17 protein-coding genes are annotated in these 19,981 nt (G+C 66.2%); 13 read left to right on the top strand and 4 right to left on the bottom strand.

The annotated features are described in order from the left end of the window. Positions 1-10 precede the first annotated feature (10 nt). A complete protein-coding gene (locus DL238_RS04510; protein ID WP_115491166.1) occupies positions 11-1,522 on the bottom strand; it encodes a sensor histidine kinase in 1,512 nt (503 codons plus the stop codon). 158 nt (positions 1,523-1,680) lie between these two features. Between DL238_RS04510 and DL238_RS04515 the strand changes: the two genes are divergently transcribed. The 6 genes from DL238_RS04515 to DL238_RS04540 all read left to right on the top strand — a co-directional run bounded on the left by DL238_RS04515 (position 1,681) and on the right by DL238_RS04540 (position 7,605). Continuing rightward, positions 1,681-2,850 (top strand): acyl-CoA dehydrogenase family protein, encoded by a 1,170-nt coding sequence (locus DL238_RS04515; protein ID WP_115491167.1) that lies wholly within the window; start codon positions 1,681-1,683, stop codon positions 2,848-2,850. An 11-nt stretch (positions 2,851-2,861) separates the two neighbouring features. Next, a complete protein-coding gene (locus DL238_RS04520; RefSeq protein ID WP_115491168.1) occupies positions 2,862-3,881 on the top strand; it encodes an alpha/beta hydrolase in 1,020 nt (339 codons plus the stop codon). Then, the gene (locus DL238_RS04525; protein ID WP_115491169.1) at positions 3,878-4,183 is read left to right on the top strand and encodes an alkylphosphonate utilization protein; all 306 of its coding nucleotides are present in this window, start codon (positions 3,878-3,880) and stop codon (positions 4,181-4,183) included. Before DL238_RS04520 ends, DL238_RS04525 begins: the two co-directional genes overlap by 4 nt. Positions 4,184-4,274: 91 nt before the next feature. Beyond that, positions 4,275-5,123, top strand: coding sequence for a hypothetical protein (locus tag DL238_RS04530; RefSeq protein WP_115491170.1), 849 nt, complete (start codon positions 4,275-4,277; stop codon positions 5,121-5,123). Next, positions 5,124-6,731, top strand: coding sequence for a carboxyl transferase domain-containing protein (locus tag DL238_RS04535; protein WP_115491171.1), 1,608 nt, complete (start codon positions 5,124-5,126; stop codon positions 6,729-6,731). A gap of 343 nt (positions 6,732-7,074) precedes the next feature. Continuing rightward, on the top strand, positions 7,075-7,605 hold the full coding sequence (locus DL238_RS04540) for a zinc metalloprotease (RefSeq protein ID WP_115491172.1): 531 nt from the start codon (positions 7,075-7,077) through the stop codon (positions 7,603-7,605). Between the two features lie 3 nt (positions 7,606-7,608). On the opposite strand, the gene DL238_RS04545 is transcribed toward DL238_RS04540, so the two are convergent. Continuing rightward, on the bottom strand, positions 7,609-9,330 hold the full coding sequence (locus DL238_RS04545; protein ID WP_115491173.1) for a bifunctional metallophosphatase/5'-nucleotidase: 1,722 nt from the start codon (positions 9,328-9,330) through the stop codon (positions 7,609-7,611). A 71-nt stretch (positions 9,331-9,401) separates the two neighbouring features. Then, positions 9,402-10,571 carry a BaiN/RdsA family NAD(P)/FAD-dependent oxidoreductase gene (locus tag DL238_RS04550; protein ID WP_115492768.1) on the bottom strand — a complete coding sequence of 390 codons (1,170 nt, stop codon included), beginning with the start codon at positions 10,569-10,571 and terminating at the stop codon, positions 9,402-9,404. A gap of 118 nt (positions 10,572-10,689) precedes the next feature. Here DL238_RS04550 and DL238_RS04555 point away from each other — a divergent pair, with 118 nt between their 5' ends. Continuing rightward, a complete protein-coding gene (locus tag DL238_RS04555; RefSeq protein ID WP_234030963.1) occupies positions 10,690-11,307 on the top strand; it encodes a 1-acyl-sn-glycerol-3-phosphate acyltransferase in 618 nt (205 codons plus the stop codon). A gap of 6 nt (positions 11,308-11,313) precedes the next feature. On the opposite strand, the gene gyrB is transcribed toward DL238_RS04555, so the two are convergent. Further along, positions 11,314-13,833, bottom strand: a complete 2,520-nt coding sequence (gene gyrB, locus DL238_RS04560) for a DNA topoisomerase (ATP-hydrolyzing) subunit B (RefSeq protein WP_115491175.1) — start codon at positions 13,831-13,833, stop codon at positions 11,314-11,316. Positions 13,834-13,957: 124 nt separating this feature from the next. Here gyrB and DL238_RS04565 point away from each other — a divergent pair, with 124 nt between their 5' ends. From DL238_RS04565 to DL238_RS04590, 6 genes are all read left to right on the top strand, one after another. Beyond that, complete coding sequence (locus DL238_RS04565; protein WP_234030964.1) at positions 13,958-14,659, top strand: ZIP family metal transporter; 702 nt, start codon at positions 13,958-13,960, stop codon at positions 14,657-14,659. 490 nt (positions 14,660-15,149) lie between these two features. After that, a complete protein-coding gene (gene guaA, locus DL238_RS04570; RefSeq protein WP_115491177.1) occupies positions 15,150-16,724 on the top strand; it encodes a glutamine-hydrolyzing GMP synthase in 1,575 nt (524 codons plus the stop codon). Between the two features lie 13 nt (positions 16,725-16,737). After that, entirely contained in the window at positions 16,738-16,959 is a 222-nt protein-coding gene (locus DL238_RS04575) for a YrhK family protein (protein ID WP_115491178.1), read from the top strand. 108 nt (positions 16,960-17,067) lie between these two features. Continuing rightward, positions 17,068-18,210: an alkene reductase gene (locus DL238_RS04580; RefSeq protein ID WP_115492769.1), complete on the top strand. Its 1,143-nt coding sequence runs from the start codon at positions 17,068-17,070 to the stop codon at positions 18,208-18,210. A 45-nt stretch (positions 18,211-18,255) separates the two neighbouring features. Further along, a complete protein-coding gene (locus tag DL238_RS04585) occupies positions 18,256-19,260 on the top strand; it encodes a zinc-dependent alcohol dehydrogenase family protein (protein WP_115491179.1) in 1,005 nt (334 codons plus the stop codon). Between the two features lie 13 nt (positions 19,261-19,273). Next, positions 19,274-19,978 carry an endonuclease III domain-containing protein gene (locus DL238_RS04590; RefSeq protein WP_115491180.1) on the top strand — a complete coding sequence of 235 codons (705 nt, stop codon included), beginning with the start codon at positions 19,274-19,276 and terminating at the stop codon, positions 19,976-19,978. Positions 19,979-19,981 lie beyond the last annotated feature (3 nt).

A 19,981-nucleotide genomic window follows, 5' to 3' on the forward strand; every position in this document is an offset into this window, starting at 1 on the left:
CGGCGGGACGCTAGCCCGCAAGCACGGGAAGCGAAAGGTCGAGCGTCACGACCAGCCCGTCGTCGTTCCATTCGCGCGCGATCGTACCCTGGAGCTGGCCTTCGACGCTCATCCTCAGAAGCCGCGAGCCGAAACCCTCGCCTTCCTCGCCGATCGGTGCGACCCCGGGTTCGCGCCAGACGATCTCGAGGGTCTTCGAATCGGTCAGCGAAATCGCGACATCGACCTCGCCCTCGTCGCGCGACAGCACGCCGTATTTGGCCGAATTGGTCGCGAGCTCGTGGAAGACGAGTGCCAGCGGCGTGGCGGAGCGTGCGTGGATGGCGGGGTTCTCACCCGAAACGATCACCCGGTCCTGCTCCGCGTCGCAATAGGGCGCGAAAATCTGCCGCAGCAGGCCATGGAGCGATCTTTCGTCGTTGATCCCGGTCGGGGCGACGAATTCATGCGCGCGGCCGAGCGCCGCGATCTTGTCGGTCATCTCCTGCGCGAAGGCCCGCAGCTGCGGATCGCGCCGGGCGGACAGGGTGATGAGGCTCGACATCACGGCGAAGATGTTCTTGATCCGGTGCGACAGCTCGCGCGCCAGCAGGTCGCGATTTTCGGACAGGCGATGCGCGTCGTCGATGTCGATGATCGTGCCGACCCAGCGCCAGCTGCCGTCGGCCGACTGGATCGGCACGGCGCGGCTCAGCACCCAGCGATAGGACCCGTCGCTCATGCGCAGACGGAGCTCGTCGCTGAAGACCTTCTTGGTGTCGGACGCCCGCTCCAGCGCAGTCTGCGTTCCCTCGAAGTCGTCGGGATGGATGAAGTCGCGCCATTCCTCGATCGTGCGCGGCGGCTTGGTGCCCGTCACCTCGCCCCAGCGCGCATTGAAGAAATCGAAGGTCAGTTTCTCGTCCGCCGACCAGGCGATGCCGGGCACCGAATCGAGCACCAGTTCGAGCATCCGGGTCCGCTCGCGTGCATCCTCGCGCGAACGGAGCGCCTCGCGTTCGTTGACGAAGCGGCGCACGGCGGACCTGGCGAGGACGCGCAGGCCGTCTGCCTGCAACTCGGTCAGGCCTTCGGGCCGCGGCGCGGTATCGATCACGCACAGCGCGCCGAGCTCGGTCCCATCTGCGGTGACGAGCGGTGCGCCAGCATAGAAGCGCACGCCCAGTTCGCCGGTGACGAGAGGATTGTCGGTGAAACGCGGGTCCTTCGTGGTGTCGGGCACGACGAACAGGTCGCGGCCCTGCATCGCGTGCGCGCAGAAACTGACCGAGCGCGGCGTTTCCCGGCCATCGATTCCGTGCCGGGCGAGGAAGCGCTGGCGGCTCTGTTCGACGATGGTGACGCTGGCGCTCGGCGTCTCGCAGAGCTTGGCGGCGAAATTGGCGATTGCGCGCAGTTCGGGATCGTCTTCGAGCGCATCGATCCCGTAGCGGCTCAGCTCGCGCTGGCGCTCGTTCGGCCCGCCGGCCGCGCCTTCCGGATGATTCGCATCCGTGCTCGCCTGGTCTATCGGTGAATCCATCGCCCCCTGTCCTGACGCGAATATAGGGCTCCCTCACGGCTTGCCTACACAAGCTTTGCCTTCACTAACCATTATCAAGTCTTTCGGGGCGCCCAGTTGCCGTGTTTGCGCGTGCTCTTGCGCTTGCTATGCGCTCCCCAAACAGGAAGGATTCCCCGATGCGCGCAACTCCCCAATTCGATTTCCAGCTTGGCGAGAGCGCCGACATGATCCGCGAAAGCGTGTCGCGCTTCGCGGACGAGCAGATCGCCCCGCTGGCCGAAAAGATAGACCGCGAGGACTGGTTTCCCCGCGACGAGTTGTGGCAGCAGATGGGCGAACTTGGCCTGCACGGCATCACCGTGGCCGAGGATGATGGCGGCCTCGGTCTCGGCTATCTCGAACATGTGGTCGCGGTCGAGGAAGTCAGCCGTGCCAGCGCCTCGCTCGGCCTCAGCTACGGTGCGCATTCCAACCTGTGCATCAACCAGATCGCCCGCTGGGGTAACGACGAGCAGAAGGCCAAGTACCTGCCCGCCCTGGTCAGCGGCGAGCATGTCGGCAGCCTCGCGATGAGCGAAGTGAACGCCGGCTCCGACGTTGTCTCGATGAAGCTCAAGGCCGACGCCGTTCAGGGCGGCTATGTGCTCAACGGCACCAAGTTCTGGATCACCAACGCGCCCTACGCCGACACGCTGGTCGTCTATGCTAAGACCGATGCCGACGGTGGCAGCAAGGGCATCACGGCCTTCCTGATCGAGAAGGACGATCCCGGCTTCTCCATCGGCCAGAAGATCGAGAAGGTCGGCATGCGCGGCTCGCCCACCGCAGAGCTGGTGTTCGACGATTGCGAGATTCCCGAGGATCGCGTGATGGGCCCGGTCGGCGGCGGCGTGGGCGTGCTGATGAGCGGGCTGGATTACGAGCGCGTGGTGCTCGCCGGGTTGCAACTGGGCATCATGCAGGCCTGCCTCGACACCGTGATTCCCTATCTTCGCGAGCGCACGCAGTTCGGCAAGCCCATCGGCAGCTTCCAGCTGATGCAGGCCAAGGTGGCGGACATGTATGTCGCGCTGCAATCGGCGCGCGCCTACACCTACGCGGTGGCGAAGGCCTGCGATGCCGACCAGACGACCCGCTTCGATGCGGCGGGCGCGATCCTGCTGGCTAGCGAAAACGCCTTCCGCGTCGCGGCGGAAAGCGTTCAGGCGCTGGGCGGGGCGGGCTATACGCTCGACTGGCCGGTGGAACGCTATATGCGCGATGCCAAGCTGCTCGACATTGGCGCGGGCACCAACGAAATCCGCCGCATGCTGATCGGGCGCGAGCTCATCGGCGCGGCGGGATAAGGGACCACACGATGTTCAGGAAATTCGCCATCACCCTCGGCCTCGCCGCAGCGCTGGCCATGCCCGCCGCCGCGCAGGATGCCGCGCGGCTCACGATCGAGACCGTCCACAGCCCCGCGATCGAGGGCAATCTGGAGGGCAACACCGCCGACCGCGAAGTCTACGTCATCACCCCGCCGGGCTATGACGAGAACCCGGACGCGCAATATCCGGTGGTCTATTTCCTGCACGGCTACTGGGGCTCGCCCAAGCGCTATGCCGAGCATCACATCGAGTTCACGGCCGCGGTCGACAAGGCGGCCGAGGCGGGGCACCCGATGATCCTCGTTGTGCCCAACGGCGACTCGAAGTGGAAAGGTGCGTTCTATTCCTCCGGCCCGACCGTGGGCAATTACGAGGGCTTCGTCGCGCATGACCTGGTGTCGTGGATCGACGCCAATTACCGCTCGATCCCGGCAGCCGAGAGCCGCGGCCTCTCGGGCCATTCGATGGGCGGATACGGCACCGCGCGCGTCGCGATGAAGAACCCGGGCATCTTCTCCAGCATCTACATGATGAGCGCGTGCTGCCTCGACCCGCAGGCGATGACGCCCGAGATCGCGCAGCGGATCGAAGCGATGAGCCCGGAAGAAGTCGCGAACGCTGAGTTCTTCCAGCTCGCCGCGATCTCCACGCTGGTCGCCTGGTCGCCCGATCCGACCGACGAGGGCTTCCTGAAGGCCGACACCGGCCTGCGCGAAGACGGCACGATCGACCCGCTGGTCAACCAGCGCATCGCCGCCAACGCGCCGGTGGTGATCCTGCCGCAATACCTGCGCTCGCTGACCACGCTCGACGGGTTCGCGATGGATATCGGCGACAAGGATTTCCTCCTCGAAGGCAACCGCATCTGGCGCGCCGAGCTCGACCGGTTCGGCGTCGACTATGATTTCGAGCTCTACGAAGGCGATCACACCAACCGCGTGAATGAGCGTTTCGCCGATCACGTGATGCCCTTCTTCGCCGAGCATCTCGACGGTGCAGGCGAATGAGTGCGGACGAGGACTACGTCTACGACGAGGACAGCGGCGAATGGATGCCGGCCTCCGAACTTGCGGCCAAGCAGGCGGCTGCGGACACGGTCGAGGTGCGCGATGCGGTGGGCAACCTGCTGGCCGACGGCGATCAGGTGACGCTGATCAAGGACCTCGCCGTGAAGGGCGCGGGCCAGACGCTCAAGCATGGCACGCTGATCAAGTCGATCCGCCTGACCGGCGACGCACAGGAGATCGACTGCAGGTATCCCGGCATCAAGGGCCTCGTCCTGCGCGCCGAGTTCGTGAAGAAGCGGTGAGCCTTAGCAGGCCGATCGGCCGCGATCCGATCACCGTGGCAGCTTAGTACTGGGCCGGGGGCAATCCGGGCCGCAACGGGGGGAGGATAGATTGGTCGATCAATTCGGCGGGAAACCGCATCCGCGAAGCCAGGTACCCGATCTGTCGAACGTCGATCTCGACACTCTGCCGGTCACGCCGCCGGATCCGCTGCGCGACTATTACGAACCGATGCAGGTCGGCGCATGGGCGCTTCGCGTGGTGCCGATGGCGGTATGCGAAGGCTACTGGACCGGCCTCCAGGTAGTCAACGGCCTCGTCCTGCTCAGGCGCCGCACCAGCGTGTGGATGTCGATCACGCCGATGGAGACCGAGAGCCAGCTGATCGGGGTCGATTTCGCGCGCGGGCACGTGGTGATCCACGGCCTCGGCATGGGCTGGGTCGCGGCGATGACAGCTCTCAAGCCCGAAGTCGATCGGGTGACGGTGGTCGAGATGGACGACGAGGTGCTCAAGATGCATCGCCAGCTCGACCTGTTCGCGCGCCTGCCGGACGGCGCGGGCGACAAGGTTCGCATCGTCGAGGCCGACGCGCTCGACTGGATGCCGGACAGTCATGTCGACCTGCTTATGCCCGACATCTGGCTCGACATGGTAAGCTGGGGCCGCGCCGAAGAGGTCCACGACATGCAGGCCAACGCGAAGGCGGACATGGTCTATTTCTGGGGGCAGGAGCTGGAGTTGGCGCGTCACGCGGTCAAGGCGGGGCGCGACCTCGACGACGCAGGCCTTGCGCTGACTGCGAAAGAATTCGATCTCCCGCTGGTCGGGCTGGACACGCCCGACTATGCCGCCCGCACGCGCATTGCCACGAAGCAATGGATGAAGGGCCGCTGGCTCGAAGGGAGCACCATCCCTGCCGACCTGCGCAGCTCTGCCGACGAAGAAATGGAAGCCTGAATGACCGCACCCACCCTCACCTCGATGCTCGACCGCGACGCGCCCGACGCCAAGGCGCGGTTCGAGCATAACAGGGCGCTTGCCGAAGAACTGCGCGGTAAGGTCGCCGAGGCCGCGCTTGGTGGCTCGGAGAAGCATCGCGAGCGGCATGTCTCGCGCGGCAAGCTGCTGCCCCGTGAGCGGGTCGAGCGGCTGCTCGATCCCGGCTCGCCTTTCCTCGAGATCGGCCAGCTCGCCGCCAACGGCATGTACGAAGGCGACGTCAACGGTGCCTCGATGATCTGCGGCGTCGGGCGCGTGTCCGGTCGGCAGGTGATGATCGTGTGCAACGATCCGACGGTCAAAGGCGGGTCGTACTACCCGATGACGGTCAAGAAGCACCTGCGCGCGCAGGAAATCGCGCAGGAGAACCGCCTGCCGTGCATCTACCTGGTCGACAGCGGCGGCGCGAACCTGCCCTATCAGGCAGAGGTTTTCCCCGACAAGGAGCACTTCGGGCGCATCTTCTTCAACCAGGCGCAGATGAGCAGCCTCGGCATTCCGCAGATCGCCTGCGTGATGGGTTCCTGCACCGCGGGCGGGGCCTATGTGCCCGCGATGAGCGACGAGAGCGTGATCGTGCGCAATCAGGGCACGATCTTCCTCGCCGGCCCGCCGCTGGTGAAGGCCGCGACGGGCGAGGAGATCAGCGCCGAGGACCTTGGCGGCGGCGACCTTCACGCCAAGAAATCGGGCGTGGTCGACCATCTGGCGGAGAACGACGAGCACGCGCTGACCATCGTGCGCGATATCGTCAGCCATCTGGGTGCGAATACCGGCGTGGCGACCGATGTGGAGGTGCAGGAGCCCGTGCCGCCCAAGTTCGACGCCGAAGACCTCTACGCGCTGATCCCCGAGGATGTGCGCGCGCCCTACGACGTGCACGAGGTGATCGCGCGGCTGGTCGACGGCAGCGAATTCCACGAGTTCAAGAAGGACTACGGCTCCACGCTGGTGTGCGGTTTCGCGCATATCTGGGGCATGCCGGTGGCAATCCTCGCCAACAACGGCGTGCTGTTCTCCGAAAGCGCCGTCAAAGGCGCGCACTTCATCGAACTGGCGTGTCAGCGGCGCATCCCGCTGCTGTTCCTGCAGAATATCTCCGGCTTCATGGTCGGCGGGAAGTACGAGGCGGAAGGCATCGCCAAGCATGGTGCGAAGCTGGTCACCGCGGTCGCAACCGCCACCGTGCCCAAGGTCACGATCCTGATCGGCGGCAGCTTCGGCGCGGGCAATTACGGCATGGCGGGCCGGGCGTACTCGCCGCGCTTCCTGTTCAGCTGGCCCAACAGCCGCATCTCGGTGATGGGCGGCGAGCAGGCGGCTTCGGTGCTCGCCACCGTCCACCGCGATGCGGATTCATGGACCGAGGAGCAGGCCGAGGAGTTCAAGGCCCCCATCCGCCAGAAGTACGAGGACGAGGGCAATCCCTACTACGGCACCGCGCGGATGTGGGACGACGGCGTAATCGACCCGGTGCAGACCCGCGACGTGCTGGGCCTCGCCTTCGCCGCCTGCCTCGAAGCCCCGATCGAGGATCGCCCGCGCTTCGGCGTGTTCCGGATGTAGGCTCGATACGGGTGACACAGGGTGACACGTGTCACCCTCGTGTCACCCTCGAAAATCGCCGTTGTTTCAGGCTCTTGTGCCCCACAGGGTGACATATTGCCGTTTTTGCGCTCCGCAGGGCGTGAAAGCGTACCCGAGCGAGTAGTTGCGAGACGACGATGGGAAAGAGCGACGGCGATCCTAGCGCCGGATGCGCGGGTAGGAAAATCGGGCTGCCCGCGTGCAGCCGAGCGACGAAGGCCTCGGTGACGGCTCTGTCGATCCGTGAGGGGCCTTCGACGCGGTCGACTTGACGGTTCCCCCGACCTCGGGTGCATTCGCAACCAGAAATGGGGGAATTCCGATGCTGCATCTTGCGAAACAGGTTGGCCTGACCGCCGCGATCGTGCTCGTCTGCAATGCGCTGCACGAGATCGGGCATTTGGTAGCCGCCAAGGCGCTCGGTTATGAAGCGGCCATCCGGATCAACAGCGTCTCGCTCGTCGGCGGGGCGCAGGACTGGCGGGACGCGGCGCTGGTCGATGCCGCCGGGCCGCTGGTCACCGTTCTGCTGGCAATTATCGGAGTGGCGCTCAGCAAGCGCGGCGGCACGCTTGGGCCTACCATCGTCTTCGCTGCGCTTATGATGCGCATTCTTGCGACCGCCGTGAGCGTGCAGGCGCCGAACGACGAGGCGCGAATCAGCGAGGCACTGGGGCTGGGCACATGGGGCGTGCCGGCCATGGTGGTGGGTCTGCTGGCGATCCTCATGCTTCTCTCCGCGCGCCGGTCCGCCATCGGCTGGAGATGGCTGCTCGGCGCATGGATCGGCGCATCGCTGGGCTTCGTGGTGGTGGTGTTCGGGGAACCCCACCTGCCTGCGCTAACCGTCTGAGCGTTACTCGACCGCGGTGATCCGGCCCGTCGCGGGAAGCGTCGTGACCGCCGCGCGCGCCAGAAAAGCCTCCATCGCGTCCAGATCGACCGGCCCGGCGACCACGTCGGTACCATCCTCGAAGATGGTGAAGCTGTCGCCGCCTGCGGCGAGGAAGCTGTTCATCGTGATGCGATAGGCGGCTTCGGGATCGATCGGGTCGCCGTCGAGCGTTGCCGAGACCACGCGCGATCCGACCGGTTCGCTCAGGTCGTAGGTCATCGCGAAGCCTTCCGACACGCTGAAGGTCTGCACGAAGCCTTCGCCATCGAACTGCTGTTCGAGCAGGGCGAGCAGCTGCCTGCCGCTGAAGGTCTTGGTCACCAGCGTGTTGCCGAAGGGCTGGACCGAATAGATCTGCCCGAAGGTGATCGCGCCGTCCTGCGCCGGTTCGAGCCCCGCGCCGCGAATGCCCGAATTGTTCATGAAGGCGATCTGCGCGCCTTCCTCCCGCGTGGCGAAAAGCTGTGCGTCGGCGATCAGGTTGCCCAGCTGGGTCTCTTCCGTGGCAGGGCCGGGCGCCGCGCCGTTGCCGAGGATCCGGCCGACGGGCCTTCGCTCCGCCGCGCTCGCTGCATCGGCATAGCGCGCAACATATTCGATCAAGTCGCTGCGCGGGATCAGTGCGGCGAAGTCGGGATTGGCGTCTTCGGGCGCGGCGCTCTGCACCACCACATTGTCCGCCGTGATGCCCACCACGTCGTGGGTGACGGGATCGAAGGACACCGCAATGTCGGTCAGCAGCGATCCGCCATAGCCTGCGCTCGTGACCAGGAAGCTGCGCGAAGGATCGATCTGCGCGAAATCGCAGACATAGGCGGCATGGGTGTGGCCCGACAGGACGAGATCGACGCGCGGATCGACCTGCTCGAGAATGCCGATTAGCGGGCCGGAGACGCCGCCGCAGCTTTTGTCGTTGAAGCCGACATCGGTGTAGAGCCCCTGGTGGATCGCGACGAGGATCGCGTCCGCGCCCTGTTCCTCCAGCAGTGGCACGGTGCGGTTGATCGCCGCCGCTTCGTCGCCGAAGGTCAGCCCGTCGACCCCGCTGGGCGTCACCAGCGTGGGGGTCTCCTTCAGCGTCAGGCCGATCACGCCGATCCTGATTTCGCCCGCGGGGGTCTCGAACGTCTTGATCCCATAGGCGGGGAACAGCGTGCCGCCGCCCTCCATCGCGACGTTCGCGGCCAGGAAGGCGAAGTCCGCGCCTGCAAAATCGGGCTCCACCGCGCAGGGCTCGCGCAGGGTCAGCTTCTCGCAGCCGCCATCCTGCACGCGTTGCAGTTCTCGCCAGCCGCGGTCGAATTCGTGGTTGCCGACCGCATTGAAATCGAGCCCGATGCGGTTCATCGCGCCGATCGTCGGCTCGTCGAGGAAGAGCGAGGAGACAAGCGGGCTCGCGCCGATCAGGTCGCCCGCCGCGATCACCATCGTATTGTCGTGCTTGGCGCGCACCGCATCGACCGCTGCGGCAAGATAGGCCGCGCCGCCCGCCTGCACTTCCAGCCCGTCGCCCAGCTTCACCGGACGTGCGATGGGCTTGAGGTTGCCGTGGAAGTCGTTGAGCCCGACGATGCCGATGGTCACCGGCTCGGGCTCGGGTGCGGGCTGCTGCGTTGCCGGGACGGTGGCGCAGGCGCCCAGCGACAGGGCCAGCAAGGCGGCGAGGGTTTTGCGTGCGATCATGGTGTGCGGCGTTGCTCCGCCCAGGTTGCAACTTCAAGAAGGCAATTGCGGATCATGGAGGTTTCCTGGCGTCAGAGCGCGCTGCCGCAGGCCTGTCCGCTCGCCCAGGCCCACTGGAAGTTGTAGCCGCCCAGCCACCCGGTCACGTCGACCGCTTCGCCGATGGCGTAGAGGCCGGGTAGCTTCTTCGCCTCCATCGTTTGCGAGGAGAGTTCGGCGGTAGAGATGCCGCCCGCGGTCACCTCGGCCTTGGCGAAGCCTTCGGTGCCGTTGGGGTGGAACTGCCAGCCGCGCAGCCGCTCTTCCGTGCGGTTCAGCGCCTTGTCGGCAAGACCCTGAAGCGGACCGGGAAGCGCGAGCCGGTCGGCCAGCGTGGTCGCCAGCCGCTCGGGCAGGGTCTCGCGCAGCACGCCCGCCAGCGTCGCCTGCGGCGTCTGCGCCTTGCGTTCGATGAGCCAGCCGCGCGGCGCATCGGGCAGGAAGTCGATCCGCAGCACTTCGCCGTGCCGCCAGTATGAGCTCGCCTGCAGGATGGCGGGGCCCGACAGGCCCTTGTGCGTCAGCAGCGCCGCCTCGCGGAATGTCGCCTTCCCGGCGCGTGCCTCGACCGGAGCGGACACGCCCGACAATTCGCGGAACAGCACGTCCTCGCCGCCCAGCGTCAGCGGGACGAGCGCGGGGCGCGGCTCGACCACCTTGAGGCCGAACTGGCGCGCGAGGTCGTAGGCGATCCCGGTCGCGCCCATCTTCGGGATCGACGGACCTCCGGTGGCGATCACAAGCGTGGGCGCGCAATGCGTCTCGCCGTTCGCCTCGAGAGCGAAGCTTTCGCCGTCATGCGCAACGTCGCCGATCTCCTGACCGGTGCGGATATCGACCGCGCCTTTCTCGCACTCGGCGAGCAGCATCGCGACGATCTGCTTCGCCGAGCCATCGCAAAACAGCTGGCCGAGGGTCTTTTCGTGCCACTCGATCCCGTAGCGCTCGACAAGATCGAGGAAATCGCGCGCAGTGTAGCGGGCGAGCGCAGACTTCGCGAAATGCGGGTTGGCCGAAAGGTAGTTCGCCGGCCCCGCGCCCAGATTCGTGAAATTGCAGCGCCCGCCGCCCGAGATGAGGATCTTCTTGCCCACCGCATCGGCCTTTTCGAGCACCAGCACGCGCCGCCCGCGCTGGCCCGCCACGCCCGCGCAGAACAGGCCGGCCGCCCCGCCGCCGAGGATGATCGCATCGTAATCCATGCGCGCCAGCGCTGGCGCTTCGCCCGGCACTTGGCAACCGGCTTGGCAGTTGACGCAAGGGAAGGGTGCCCTATCGCCGGGGAGGGGGATCGAGGAAAAATTCAATGCGATCGATGATGTGAACGCCGCAGACCCATCCCGCTCGGCCCTGTCGCGGGTCACGTTTGCGGTGTTCCTTTGGCTTTACCGGCGGGGAAACTGGCGCGCGAGCGTCAGCGGCCCTGCGACCCGCGTGCTGCCCCGAAAGGCGGTGATCATCGCGGTGCCGCACGCGACCAACTGGGATCTGGTCAATTATCTTGGGCTGACCCACGATCTGGGCCTGCGCACGCGGGTCATCGCCAAGGCGAGCCTGTTCCGCTGGCCGATCGCACGCTTCATGCGAGACATGGGCGGGGTGCCGGTCGATCGCAGCCGCCGGGCCAATCTGGTCGAGCAGATGGCGGAGCAGTTCGCCGCGCGCCACGATCTGCTGCTGACGATCGCGCCCGAAGGTTCGCGCGCCGTCACCGGCAGCTGGAAAAGCGGTTTCTACCAGATCGCGCTGGCGGCAAACGTGCCGATCCTGTGCGGCTGGATCGATTACGATGCGAAGCGCGGCGGGATCGGCCCCGCGATCATGCCGACCGGCGACTACGCCGCCGACATGATCGAAGCGCAGCGTTTCTACGAGAGCAAGGGGATCGCAGCGCCCGACTTCGCGTCGATGAGCGAAGCGGGCGACAAGCCGATATAGCCTTGCCTAGATATCGAGGTTCGCGACATTGAGAGCATTATCCTGGATGAACTCGCGCCGGGTTTCGACCACGTCGCCCATCAGCCGCGAGAAGATCTCGTCGGTCACGTCGGCATCCTCGATTTTGACCTGCAACAGCGCGCGGTTGTCCGGGTCGAGCGTGGTCTCCCACAGCTGTTCCGCGTTCATCTCGCCAAGACCCTTGTAGCGCTGCACCGACAGCCCCTTGCGGCCCGCCGCGATCACCGCGTCGAACAGCTGGGTCGGGCGGATGATCGTGCCCTGTCCTGCGGTGGGCGAGCGATCGGGTGTGGCGTTCTCTTCCTCGCCATCGGGCTCGGGCGTATCCTCGACCGCGCTCGGCTTCACCAGCTTTGCCGCGCTTTCATAGGCGTCGAGGTTTTCGGCCGCGACCTTGTGCAGCTTGCGCGCTTCGGCGCTTTCGAGGAACTTCTCCTCGATCAGGTGGGCGTCGGTCACGCCGCGCCACAGACGGCTCATCAGGATGCCGCCATCGGGCGAGCGTTCGCCGCTCCACTTCGCTTCGGTGTCGCCCATCTGCAGGCGCGCCGCCGCGCGGTCGAGCGCATCGCCCGCAGCGAGGTTTTCCGGATCGAACGCACCCGCCATCGCGAGCGTCTCGACGATCGCGGTGTCGTATTTGCGCGGCGCGTAGGCGAGCAGGTTGCGCATCCGCAGCGCGTGATCGACCAGCGCGGACAGGTCCGCCCCGGCGCGCACGCCGGTCGGGCTGTCGAGCACGCGGTCCTGCAGCCCTTCGGCGACGAGGTAGCGGTCGAGCGCGCGCTCGTCCTTCAGGTACACCTCGCTGCGCCCGCGCGCGACCTTGTACAGCGGCGGCTGGGCGATGAAGAGATGGCCGTTCTTCACGATCTCGGGCAGCTGGCGGTGGAAGAACGTCAGCAGCAGCGTACGGATATGCGCGCCGTCCACGTCGGCGTCGGTCATGATGACGATCTTGTGGTAGCGCAGCTTCTCTAGGTTGAAATCGTCGCGGATGCCGGTGCCCATCGCCTGGATCAGCGTGCCGACTTCCTTCGACGAAATGATCCGGTCGAACCGCGCGCGCTCGACATTCAGGATCTTGCCCTTGAGCGGCAGGATCGCCTGCGTCTTGCGGTCGCGGCCCTGCTTGGCGGAACCGCCGGCGGAGTCACCCTCGACCAGGAAGAGTTCGCACTTGCTCGGATCGCGTTCCTGGCAGTCGGCCAGCTTGCCCGGCAGCGAAGCGACGCTCATCGCGCCCTTGCGGCTCATTTCGCGCGCACGGCGTGCGGCTTCGCGCGCGGCGGCGGCATCGACGATCTTCTGGATGATCGTCTTGGCGTGGTTGGGGTTTTCCTCCAGCCACTCGGTCATCTTGTCGCCCATCAGGCTTTCCAGCGGAGAGCGGACCTCGGACGAAACCAGCTTGTCCTTGGTCTGCGAAGAGAACTTAGGATCGGGCAGCTTGACCGAGACGATCGCGGTCAGCCCTTCGCGCATGTCTTCGCCCGAGAGCGTGACCTTCTCTTTCTTCAGCAGGCCCGAGGACGCGGCGTAGTTGTTGAGCGTGCGGGTCAGCGCGGTGCGGAAGGCGGCGAGGTGCGTGCCCCCGTCGCGCTGCGGGATGTTGTTGGTGAAGGCGAGCACGTTCTCGTAATAGGAATCGTTCCATTCGAGCGCGACGTCGATACCGATCCCGTCCTTCTCCGCCGAGACCGAAATCGGCTCGGGGATCAGTGCATCCTTGTTGCGGTCGAGATAGTTGACGAAGGCCGCAATCCCGCCCTCGTAGAACAAGTCGTGTTCCTGCACATCCTCGCCCCGGCGGTCGCGCAGCTTGATGTGTACACCCGAGTTGAGGAAGGCGAGCTCACGGTAGCGATGTTCGAGCTTGTCGAAATCGAATTCGGTGACGTTCTTGAACGTCTCTTCGCTCGCCTTGAAGGTGACGCGCGTGCCCTTCTTCAGGCCATTTTCGTCGCCTTCCGATTCGACCGGCGGTGCATCGCCCGTGACGCGCAGCGATTCGACGGCGTTGCCGCCTTCGAAGCGCATCCAGTGTTCCTTGCCATTGCGCCAGATGACCAGCTCGAGCCATTCGCTGAGCGCGTTGACCACCGACACGCCCACGCCGTGCAGGCCGCCCGAGACCTTGTAGGCATTGTCGTCGTTCGTGTTCTCGAACTTGCCGCCCGCGTGCAGCTGGGTCATGATGACTTCGGCGGCGGAGACGCCTTCGCCCTTGTGCATGTCCACCGGGATGCCGCGGCCATTGTCTTCCACCGAGACGCTGCCATCGGGGTTGAGCTCGATCAGGACGAGGTCGCAATGGCCTGCCAGCGCTTCGTCGATCGCATTGTCCGACACTTCGAACACCATGTGGTGCAGGCCCGAACCATCGTCGGTATCGCCGATATACATGCCGGGGCGTTTGCGGACCGCGTCGAGGCCCTTGAGCACCTTGATCGAATCCGCACCGTACTCGCCGGTATTCCGGCCGTTTTTCGTGTTCTCGTCCATCGTGCGAATATAGGCACACGGGGGCCGAAACCCAAGCCAATCATCGCGAAAGCGCAGGCTTTTCCACGGGGTCTCGCCCGGCGGCCGGGCACGCGATCGCACCGGGCGCGTTAGGCCTGTGATGATGATGACCCTGATCGTGGTGGCGGTGGTCTCCGGCGCGCTCCTCCTGGGGGCGGCCTGGGGGCTCTATGCGCCGCTCGGCAAACGGACCGAAGGCTTTCTGGTCGCGCTCGCCGGGGGCGCGCTGCTCCTGTCGGTCACCAGCGAACTGATCGAACCTTCGATCGAGCGGGGATCGCTGACCGTCGCCGCGCTGGCGGTGCTGGCGGGTGCGGGCGTCTTCACGCTGGCCGACTGGCTGGTGAAGACGAAATGGGGAGGCGGTTCGGGCGGCGGGCTGCTGGCCGCGATCACGCTCGACGGAATCCCCGAAAACCTCGCACTCGGCGTCGCGCTGATCGGTGCGGGGCCGATGGAGGTCGCGGCGCTGGCTGGCTCCATCCTCCTGTCCAACCTGCCCGAAGCGGCGGGCGGAGCGAAGGAAATGCGCGGCGACGGGCGCTCCAGAGGCAAGATCTTCGCGCTGTGGGCGGGCACCGCTGTGCTGCTTTCCGTCGCTGCGATCGCCGGCAACCTGCTGCTCGAAGGGGCGAGCGAATCGCAGCTGGGCGCGATCCGCTGCTTCGCCGCCGGGGCGGTGATCGCGAGCCTCGCCATCGAGGTCTTTCCGCAGGCCTTCAAGGAGGACGACTACTGGGCCGGCATCGCCACCGCGATCGGCGCGGTCCTCGCCTTCCTGCTCGGTTCACTCGGCGGGGGTTGAGCCACGCTCAAGCGAACCGGCGGGACTGCAGTAATGATGTCGCGCGGGTCGTGTCGTCATGGTCGGCTCTGGCGCCGCCTGGTGCATGTTGGGCGCGTATGCAAAAAGGCCCGCCTGCAGTGAAGCGGGCGGGCCATTGCCATCCTCGGAAAGGAATTAGACCGTCACGGCGGCGCCGATTGCGACGGCGCTGATCGTTACGGCCACGAGGAAGGCGAAAAGATGGGTGGTCACGTTGCGCACCGCTTGTTCTCCTTCGATGATGGCCGGGGGTGGGCTAGGGGGGGGAGAGGACAGCCCACCGCCCGGCTCGAGGCGGGAAATAATCTTACGTCGCGCTTTGTTAAAGTGAGAAAACATGCAGCATTGTGCACTTTTTTGCACTATTCACCGATGCGTGCGGCTCAACTGAGTATAGTTTGTTGCAATCGCGCCCCGGATGGCCACCCCCGGCTTGCGCAATCGCGCGGCCCGAGCCTAACGCAGCCGCATGGACCAGCAAGCGCTCCCCGATTCCATCCTTATCGTCGATTTCGGCAGCCAGGTGACCCAGCTGATCGCGCGCCGCGTGCGCGAGGCGGGCGTCTATTCCGAGATCGCGCCTTTCACGCAGGCGGAAGAGGCGTTTCACCGCCTCAAGCCCAAGGGCATCATCCTTTCGGGTTCGCCCGCCGGGGTGCCCGACGAAGGATCCCCGCGCGCGCCCGACATGCTGTTCGACGCAGGCCTGCCCATCCTCGGCATCTGTTACGGCCAGCAGGTGATGACGCACCAGCTCGGCGGCGAAGTGCGCCCCGGGCACGAGACGGGCGAAGGCGGCGAGTTCGGCCGCGCCTTCCTTACCGTCACCAAGTCCTGCGCACTGTTCGACGGGCTGTGGCAGGAAGGCGAGCGGCACCAGGTGTGGATGAGCCATGGCGACAAGGTCACCCGCTTTGCCGAAGGATTCGAGATCGTCGCGGTCAGCGATGGCGCGCCCTTCGCGGTGATCGCCGACGAGGCGCGCCGGTTCTACGGCACGCAGTTCCACCCCGAAGTGGTCCACACGCCCGATGGCGCAAAGCTGATCGCCAATTTCGCGCACAAGGTCTGCGGGCTGGCGGGCGACTGGACCATGGCCGAATACCGCGCGACCAAGATCGCCGAGATCCGCGAACAGGTCGGCGACGGCAAGGTCATCTGCGGCCTGTCGGGCGGGGTCGACAGCTCGGTCGCCGCGATCCTGATCCACGAGGCGATCGGCGAACAGCTGACCTGCGTCTTCGTCGACCACGGCCTGCTGCGGCTGAACGAACGCGAACAGGTCGAGACCATGTTCCGCGATCATTACAACATCCCGCTGGTGGTTGTGGACGCCGAGGAGCGCTTCATGGCGGGGCTCGCGGGCCAGACCGACCCCGAAAAGAAGCGCAAGTTCATCGGCGCGGAATTCATCAACGTGTTCGAGGAAGAGGCGAACAAGCTCGGCGGCGCGGATTTCCTCGCGCAGGGCACGCTCTATCCCGACGTGATCGAATCGGTCTCCTTCACCGGCGGGCCGAGCGTCACGATCAAGAGCCACCACAATGTCGGCGGCTTGCCCGAACGCATGAACATGCAGCTGGTCGAACCCTTGCGCGAACTGTTCAAGGACGAGGTGCGCGAACTGGGGCGCGAACTGGGACTGCCCGACATGTTCGTCGGCCGTCACCCGTTCCCCGGCCCCGGCCTCGCCATCCGCATCCCCGGCGAAGTGAGCAAGGACCGCTGCGACATCCTGCGCAAGGCCGACGCGATCTATCTCGAGGAAATCCGCAATGCGGGTCTCTATGACGCGATCTGGCAGGCCTTCGCGGTGCTGCTGCCGGTCAAGACCGTCGGCGTGATGGGCGACCACCGCACCTACGACAGCGTGTGCGGGTTGCGCGCGGTCACCAGCACCGACGGGATGACGGCCGACGTCTATCCCTTCGACGCGAGCTTCCTCACCAACGTGGCGACCCGCATCGTCAACGAAGTGCAGGGCATCAACCGCGTGGTCTACGACTACACCAGCAAGCCGCCGGGCACGATCGAATGGGAGTGACCGGAGTTATCCGATGAACGGCACTTTACGCCTGATCGTCAAGGATTTCGGCTGGATCCACAACTCGCTCGGCCTGCTGGGCAACGTGCTGTTCTTCGTCGGCAGCATCCTCTTCCTGCCCGCATTCGAATCGCATCAGACGCTCGGCGTGTGGCTGTTCATCATGGGGTCGTTCCTGATGCTGGTCGGCGCGCTGGGCGAGCTGGGGGTGAAGATCGTCGACAGCCGGGAGTAGCCCGGCGCTGCACTGCAAAATGAACGGAACGCTCCGCTTCGCGCCCGCGTTGTGATCGGCAAATGGCCGCGTGTTTTTGCGCGGCGCATATCTATGCCGGAGCTTTCCATGACCAATACCCACGCACCGCTGCTCGACCCGCTCGACATGGCGGATATCACCACGCCCAACAGGGTGTGGATGGCCCCGCTCACCCGCAGCCGCTCGACCGCAGGAGACTGCGAGCAGACGCCGCTCCACGCGCTCTACTATGCGCAGCGCGCGGGCGCGGGCCTGATCGTTTCCGAGGCGACGCAGATCAGCCACGAAGGGCAGGGCTATGCCTGGACGCCGGGGATCTTCACCGACGATCAGGTCGAAAGCTGGAAGCTGGTGACCGACGCGGTGCATAATGCCGGCGGGCGGATTTTCTGCCAGCTCTGGCATGTCGGCGCGATCAGCCATCAGGTGTTCCAGCCCGAAGGCGGCGCGCCCGTCTCCGCCAGCGTGTGGACGCCCGAGGGCGGGGCCTTCGTCGGCGACAGGCTGAGCGAAGGTCCGACGGTGCCGTTTCCCGAGGCGCGCGCGCTCGAGCTCAGCGAGATCCCGCGCCTGCTCGACGATTATCGCCATGCGGCGCGCTGCGCGGCCCGCGCCGGGTTCGACGGTGTGGAGGTGCACGCGGCAAACGGATACCTGATCGACCAGTTCTTGCGCAGCAGCACCAACCGGCGCGATGACGAATATGGCGGCAGCCTCGAGAACCGGCTGCGCCTGCTGGACGAAGTGGTCGCCGCGGTGACCGAGGTACTGCCCGCAGGCCGCGTCGGCGTGCGCCTTTCTCCGATGGGCGGTCCGGGCGGTTCGTCCGATGCCAGGCCGGAAGAAACCTACCCCGAAGCCGCCGCCAAGCTCGCCGGGCGCGGCCTCGCCTACCTGCACGTCGTGCGGCCCAACGGGCATACCGGCAGCGGCGGATCGGACGAGGGCAACGCGATCGTGAAGGACATGCGCAAGCGGTTCGACGGCGTGTTCGTCGCCAATGGCGAATTCTCGACCGAGGAGGCCGCGCAATGGATCGCCGACGGCCATGCCGACGCGATCGCTTTCGGCCGGCTGTTCATCGCCAACCCCGATCTGCCCGCCCGCATCGCAGCGGGCGGCCCCTACGAAGAGGCGAACGAGGACACCTTCTACGGCGGCGGGGCCGAGGGGTATGTCGATTATCCCACGCTCGATCGCGTGTCCGACACCCTGCCGGTCCCTGCCTGAGCCTCCCGCCGATACCCGATTCCCCTCCCGACACCGGAGCCCGATATGAAAGCCGTCAAAGTTCGCAATCCCGCCAGCCTCGACAGTCTCGACGTGGTCGAGATGGATGAGCCCCGCGATCCCGCAGCAGGCGAGATCAAGGTGAAGCTGCACGCCTCCTCGCTCAACTTCCACGACTATGCCGTGGTGGCGGGGATGATCCCAACCGACGACGGGCGCATTCCCCTGTCGGACGGTGCGGGCGAGGTGATCGCCGTGGGCGACGGCGTGGAGGATTTCGCGGTCGGCGACCGCGTGATCTCCACCTTCTTCCCGCACTGGGTCGACGGCGATTCGCCGCTCGGCAGCTTCGAGGGAACGCCTGGCGACGGGATCGACGGATTCGCGCGCGAAATGGTGACCAAGCCGACCAGCGCCTTTACCCATGCCCCCGAAAGCCTCGATTTCGTCGAAGCGGCAACGCTGCCCTGCGCCGGGGTGACGGCGTGGCGCGCGCTGATGGAGGACGGCAAGATGCAGCCGGGCCAGACCGTGCTGATCGAAGGCACGGGCGGCGTATCGCTGTTCGCGCTGCTCTTCGCCAAGGCGGCGGGCGCGAAGGTGATCGCCACCTCCAGTTCGGACGAGAAGCTGGAGACGGTGCGCAAGCTGGGTGCCGATCACACGATCAACTACAAGTCGAACGAGAAGTGGGGCGAGGAAGCCTATGACTGGTCCGGCGGCGGGGTCGATCATGTGGTCGAAGTCGGCGGGCCGGGCACGCTCAACCAGGCGATCTCCGCGATCCGCGCGGGCGGCCATATCCACCTGATCGGCATCCTCACCGGGATGTCGGGCGAGGTGCAGACCGCGGCGCTGATGCGCAAGATGGGGCGGCTGCAGGGTCTTACCGTGGGCAGCCACGCGATGCAGCGCCGGATGATCGCCGCGATCGACGCCAATGGCCTCAAGCCGCAGATCAGCGACCGCTTCGCGCTGGGCAATCTGGCCGACGCCTTCCGCCACGAAGAGGACGGCGGGCACCTGGGCAAGATCGCGATCGAAATCTGAGCCGGGGCGGGCGGTGGAAAGCTTCGACCTCGGGCCGGACCCGCGGACCGAAACGCTTCGCCGCCTGCAACCGCTGCTGATCCAGCGCTTCGGGCGGATCGAACGTGCGCCACGGGAGCGGCGCGCGCCTGAGTGGGTGCTGGTGCAAGGCGTGATCGGTGCGCGCACGAAATCCGAAATTTCCAACGCCGCCACCGACCGTTTGCTGGAGCGCTACCAAACGTGGGAGGCGGTCGCCAGGGCGCCGCTGGAGGCTTTGCAGGCTGAGCTTTCGACCCAGACCTATTCCAACATCGCGGCGGAGCGGCTAAAAGCCTCTCTGACCGAACTGATCGCGCGGCGCGGACGCGTCGATCTGTCGCATCTCGCGCCGATGGCGACCGAAGATGCGATGGACTGGCTCGAACAGCTGCCCGGGGTCGGGCGCAAGATCGCCGCAGGGGTCTTGAACGCCTCGACGCTCGACCGGGCGGTGCTGGTGCTCGACAGCCATCACCGCCGCATCCTCCAGCGCATGGGACTGGTCCCGCCGAGAGCCGATACCGCGCGCGCCTATGCGGCGATCATGCCCGCCATGCCGCCCGAGTGGAGCGCGGCGGATTACGACGAGCATCACCTGCTGATGAAGAAGGTGGGCCAGACCTGGTGCCGCCCCAGCTCGCTCGATTGCGCCAACTGCGCCGCGCAGGCGCCGTGCGAGACCGGGCGCGCGGCCTAGCGC

This window comes from Alteriqipengyuania lutimaris (genome assembly GCF_003363135.1).
Classification (GTDB): domain Bacteria; phylum Pseudomonadota; class Alphaproteobacteria; order Sphingomonadales; family Sphingomonadaceae; genus Alteriqipengyuania; species Alteriqipengyuania lutimaris.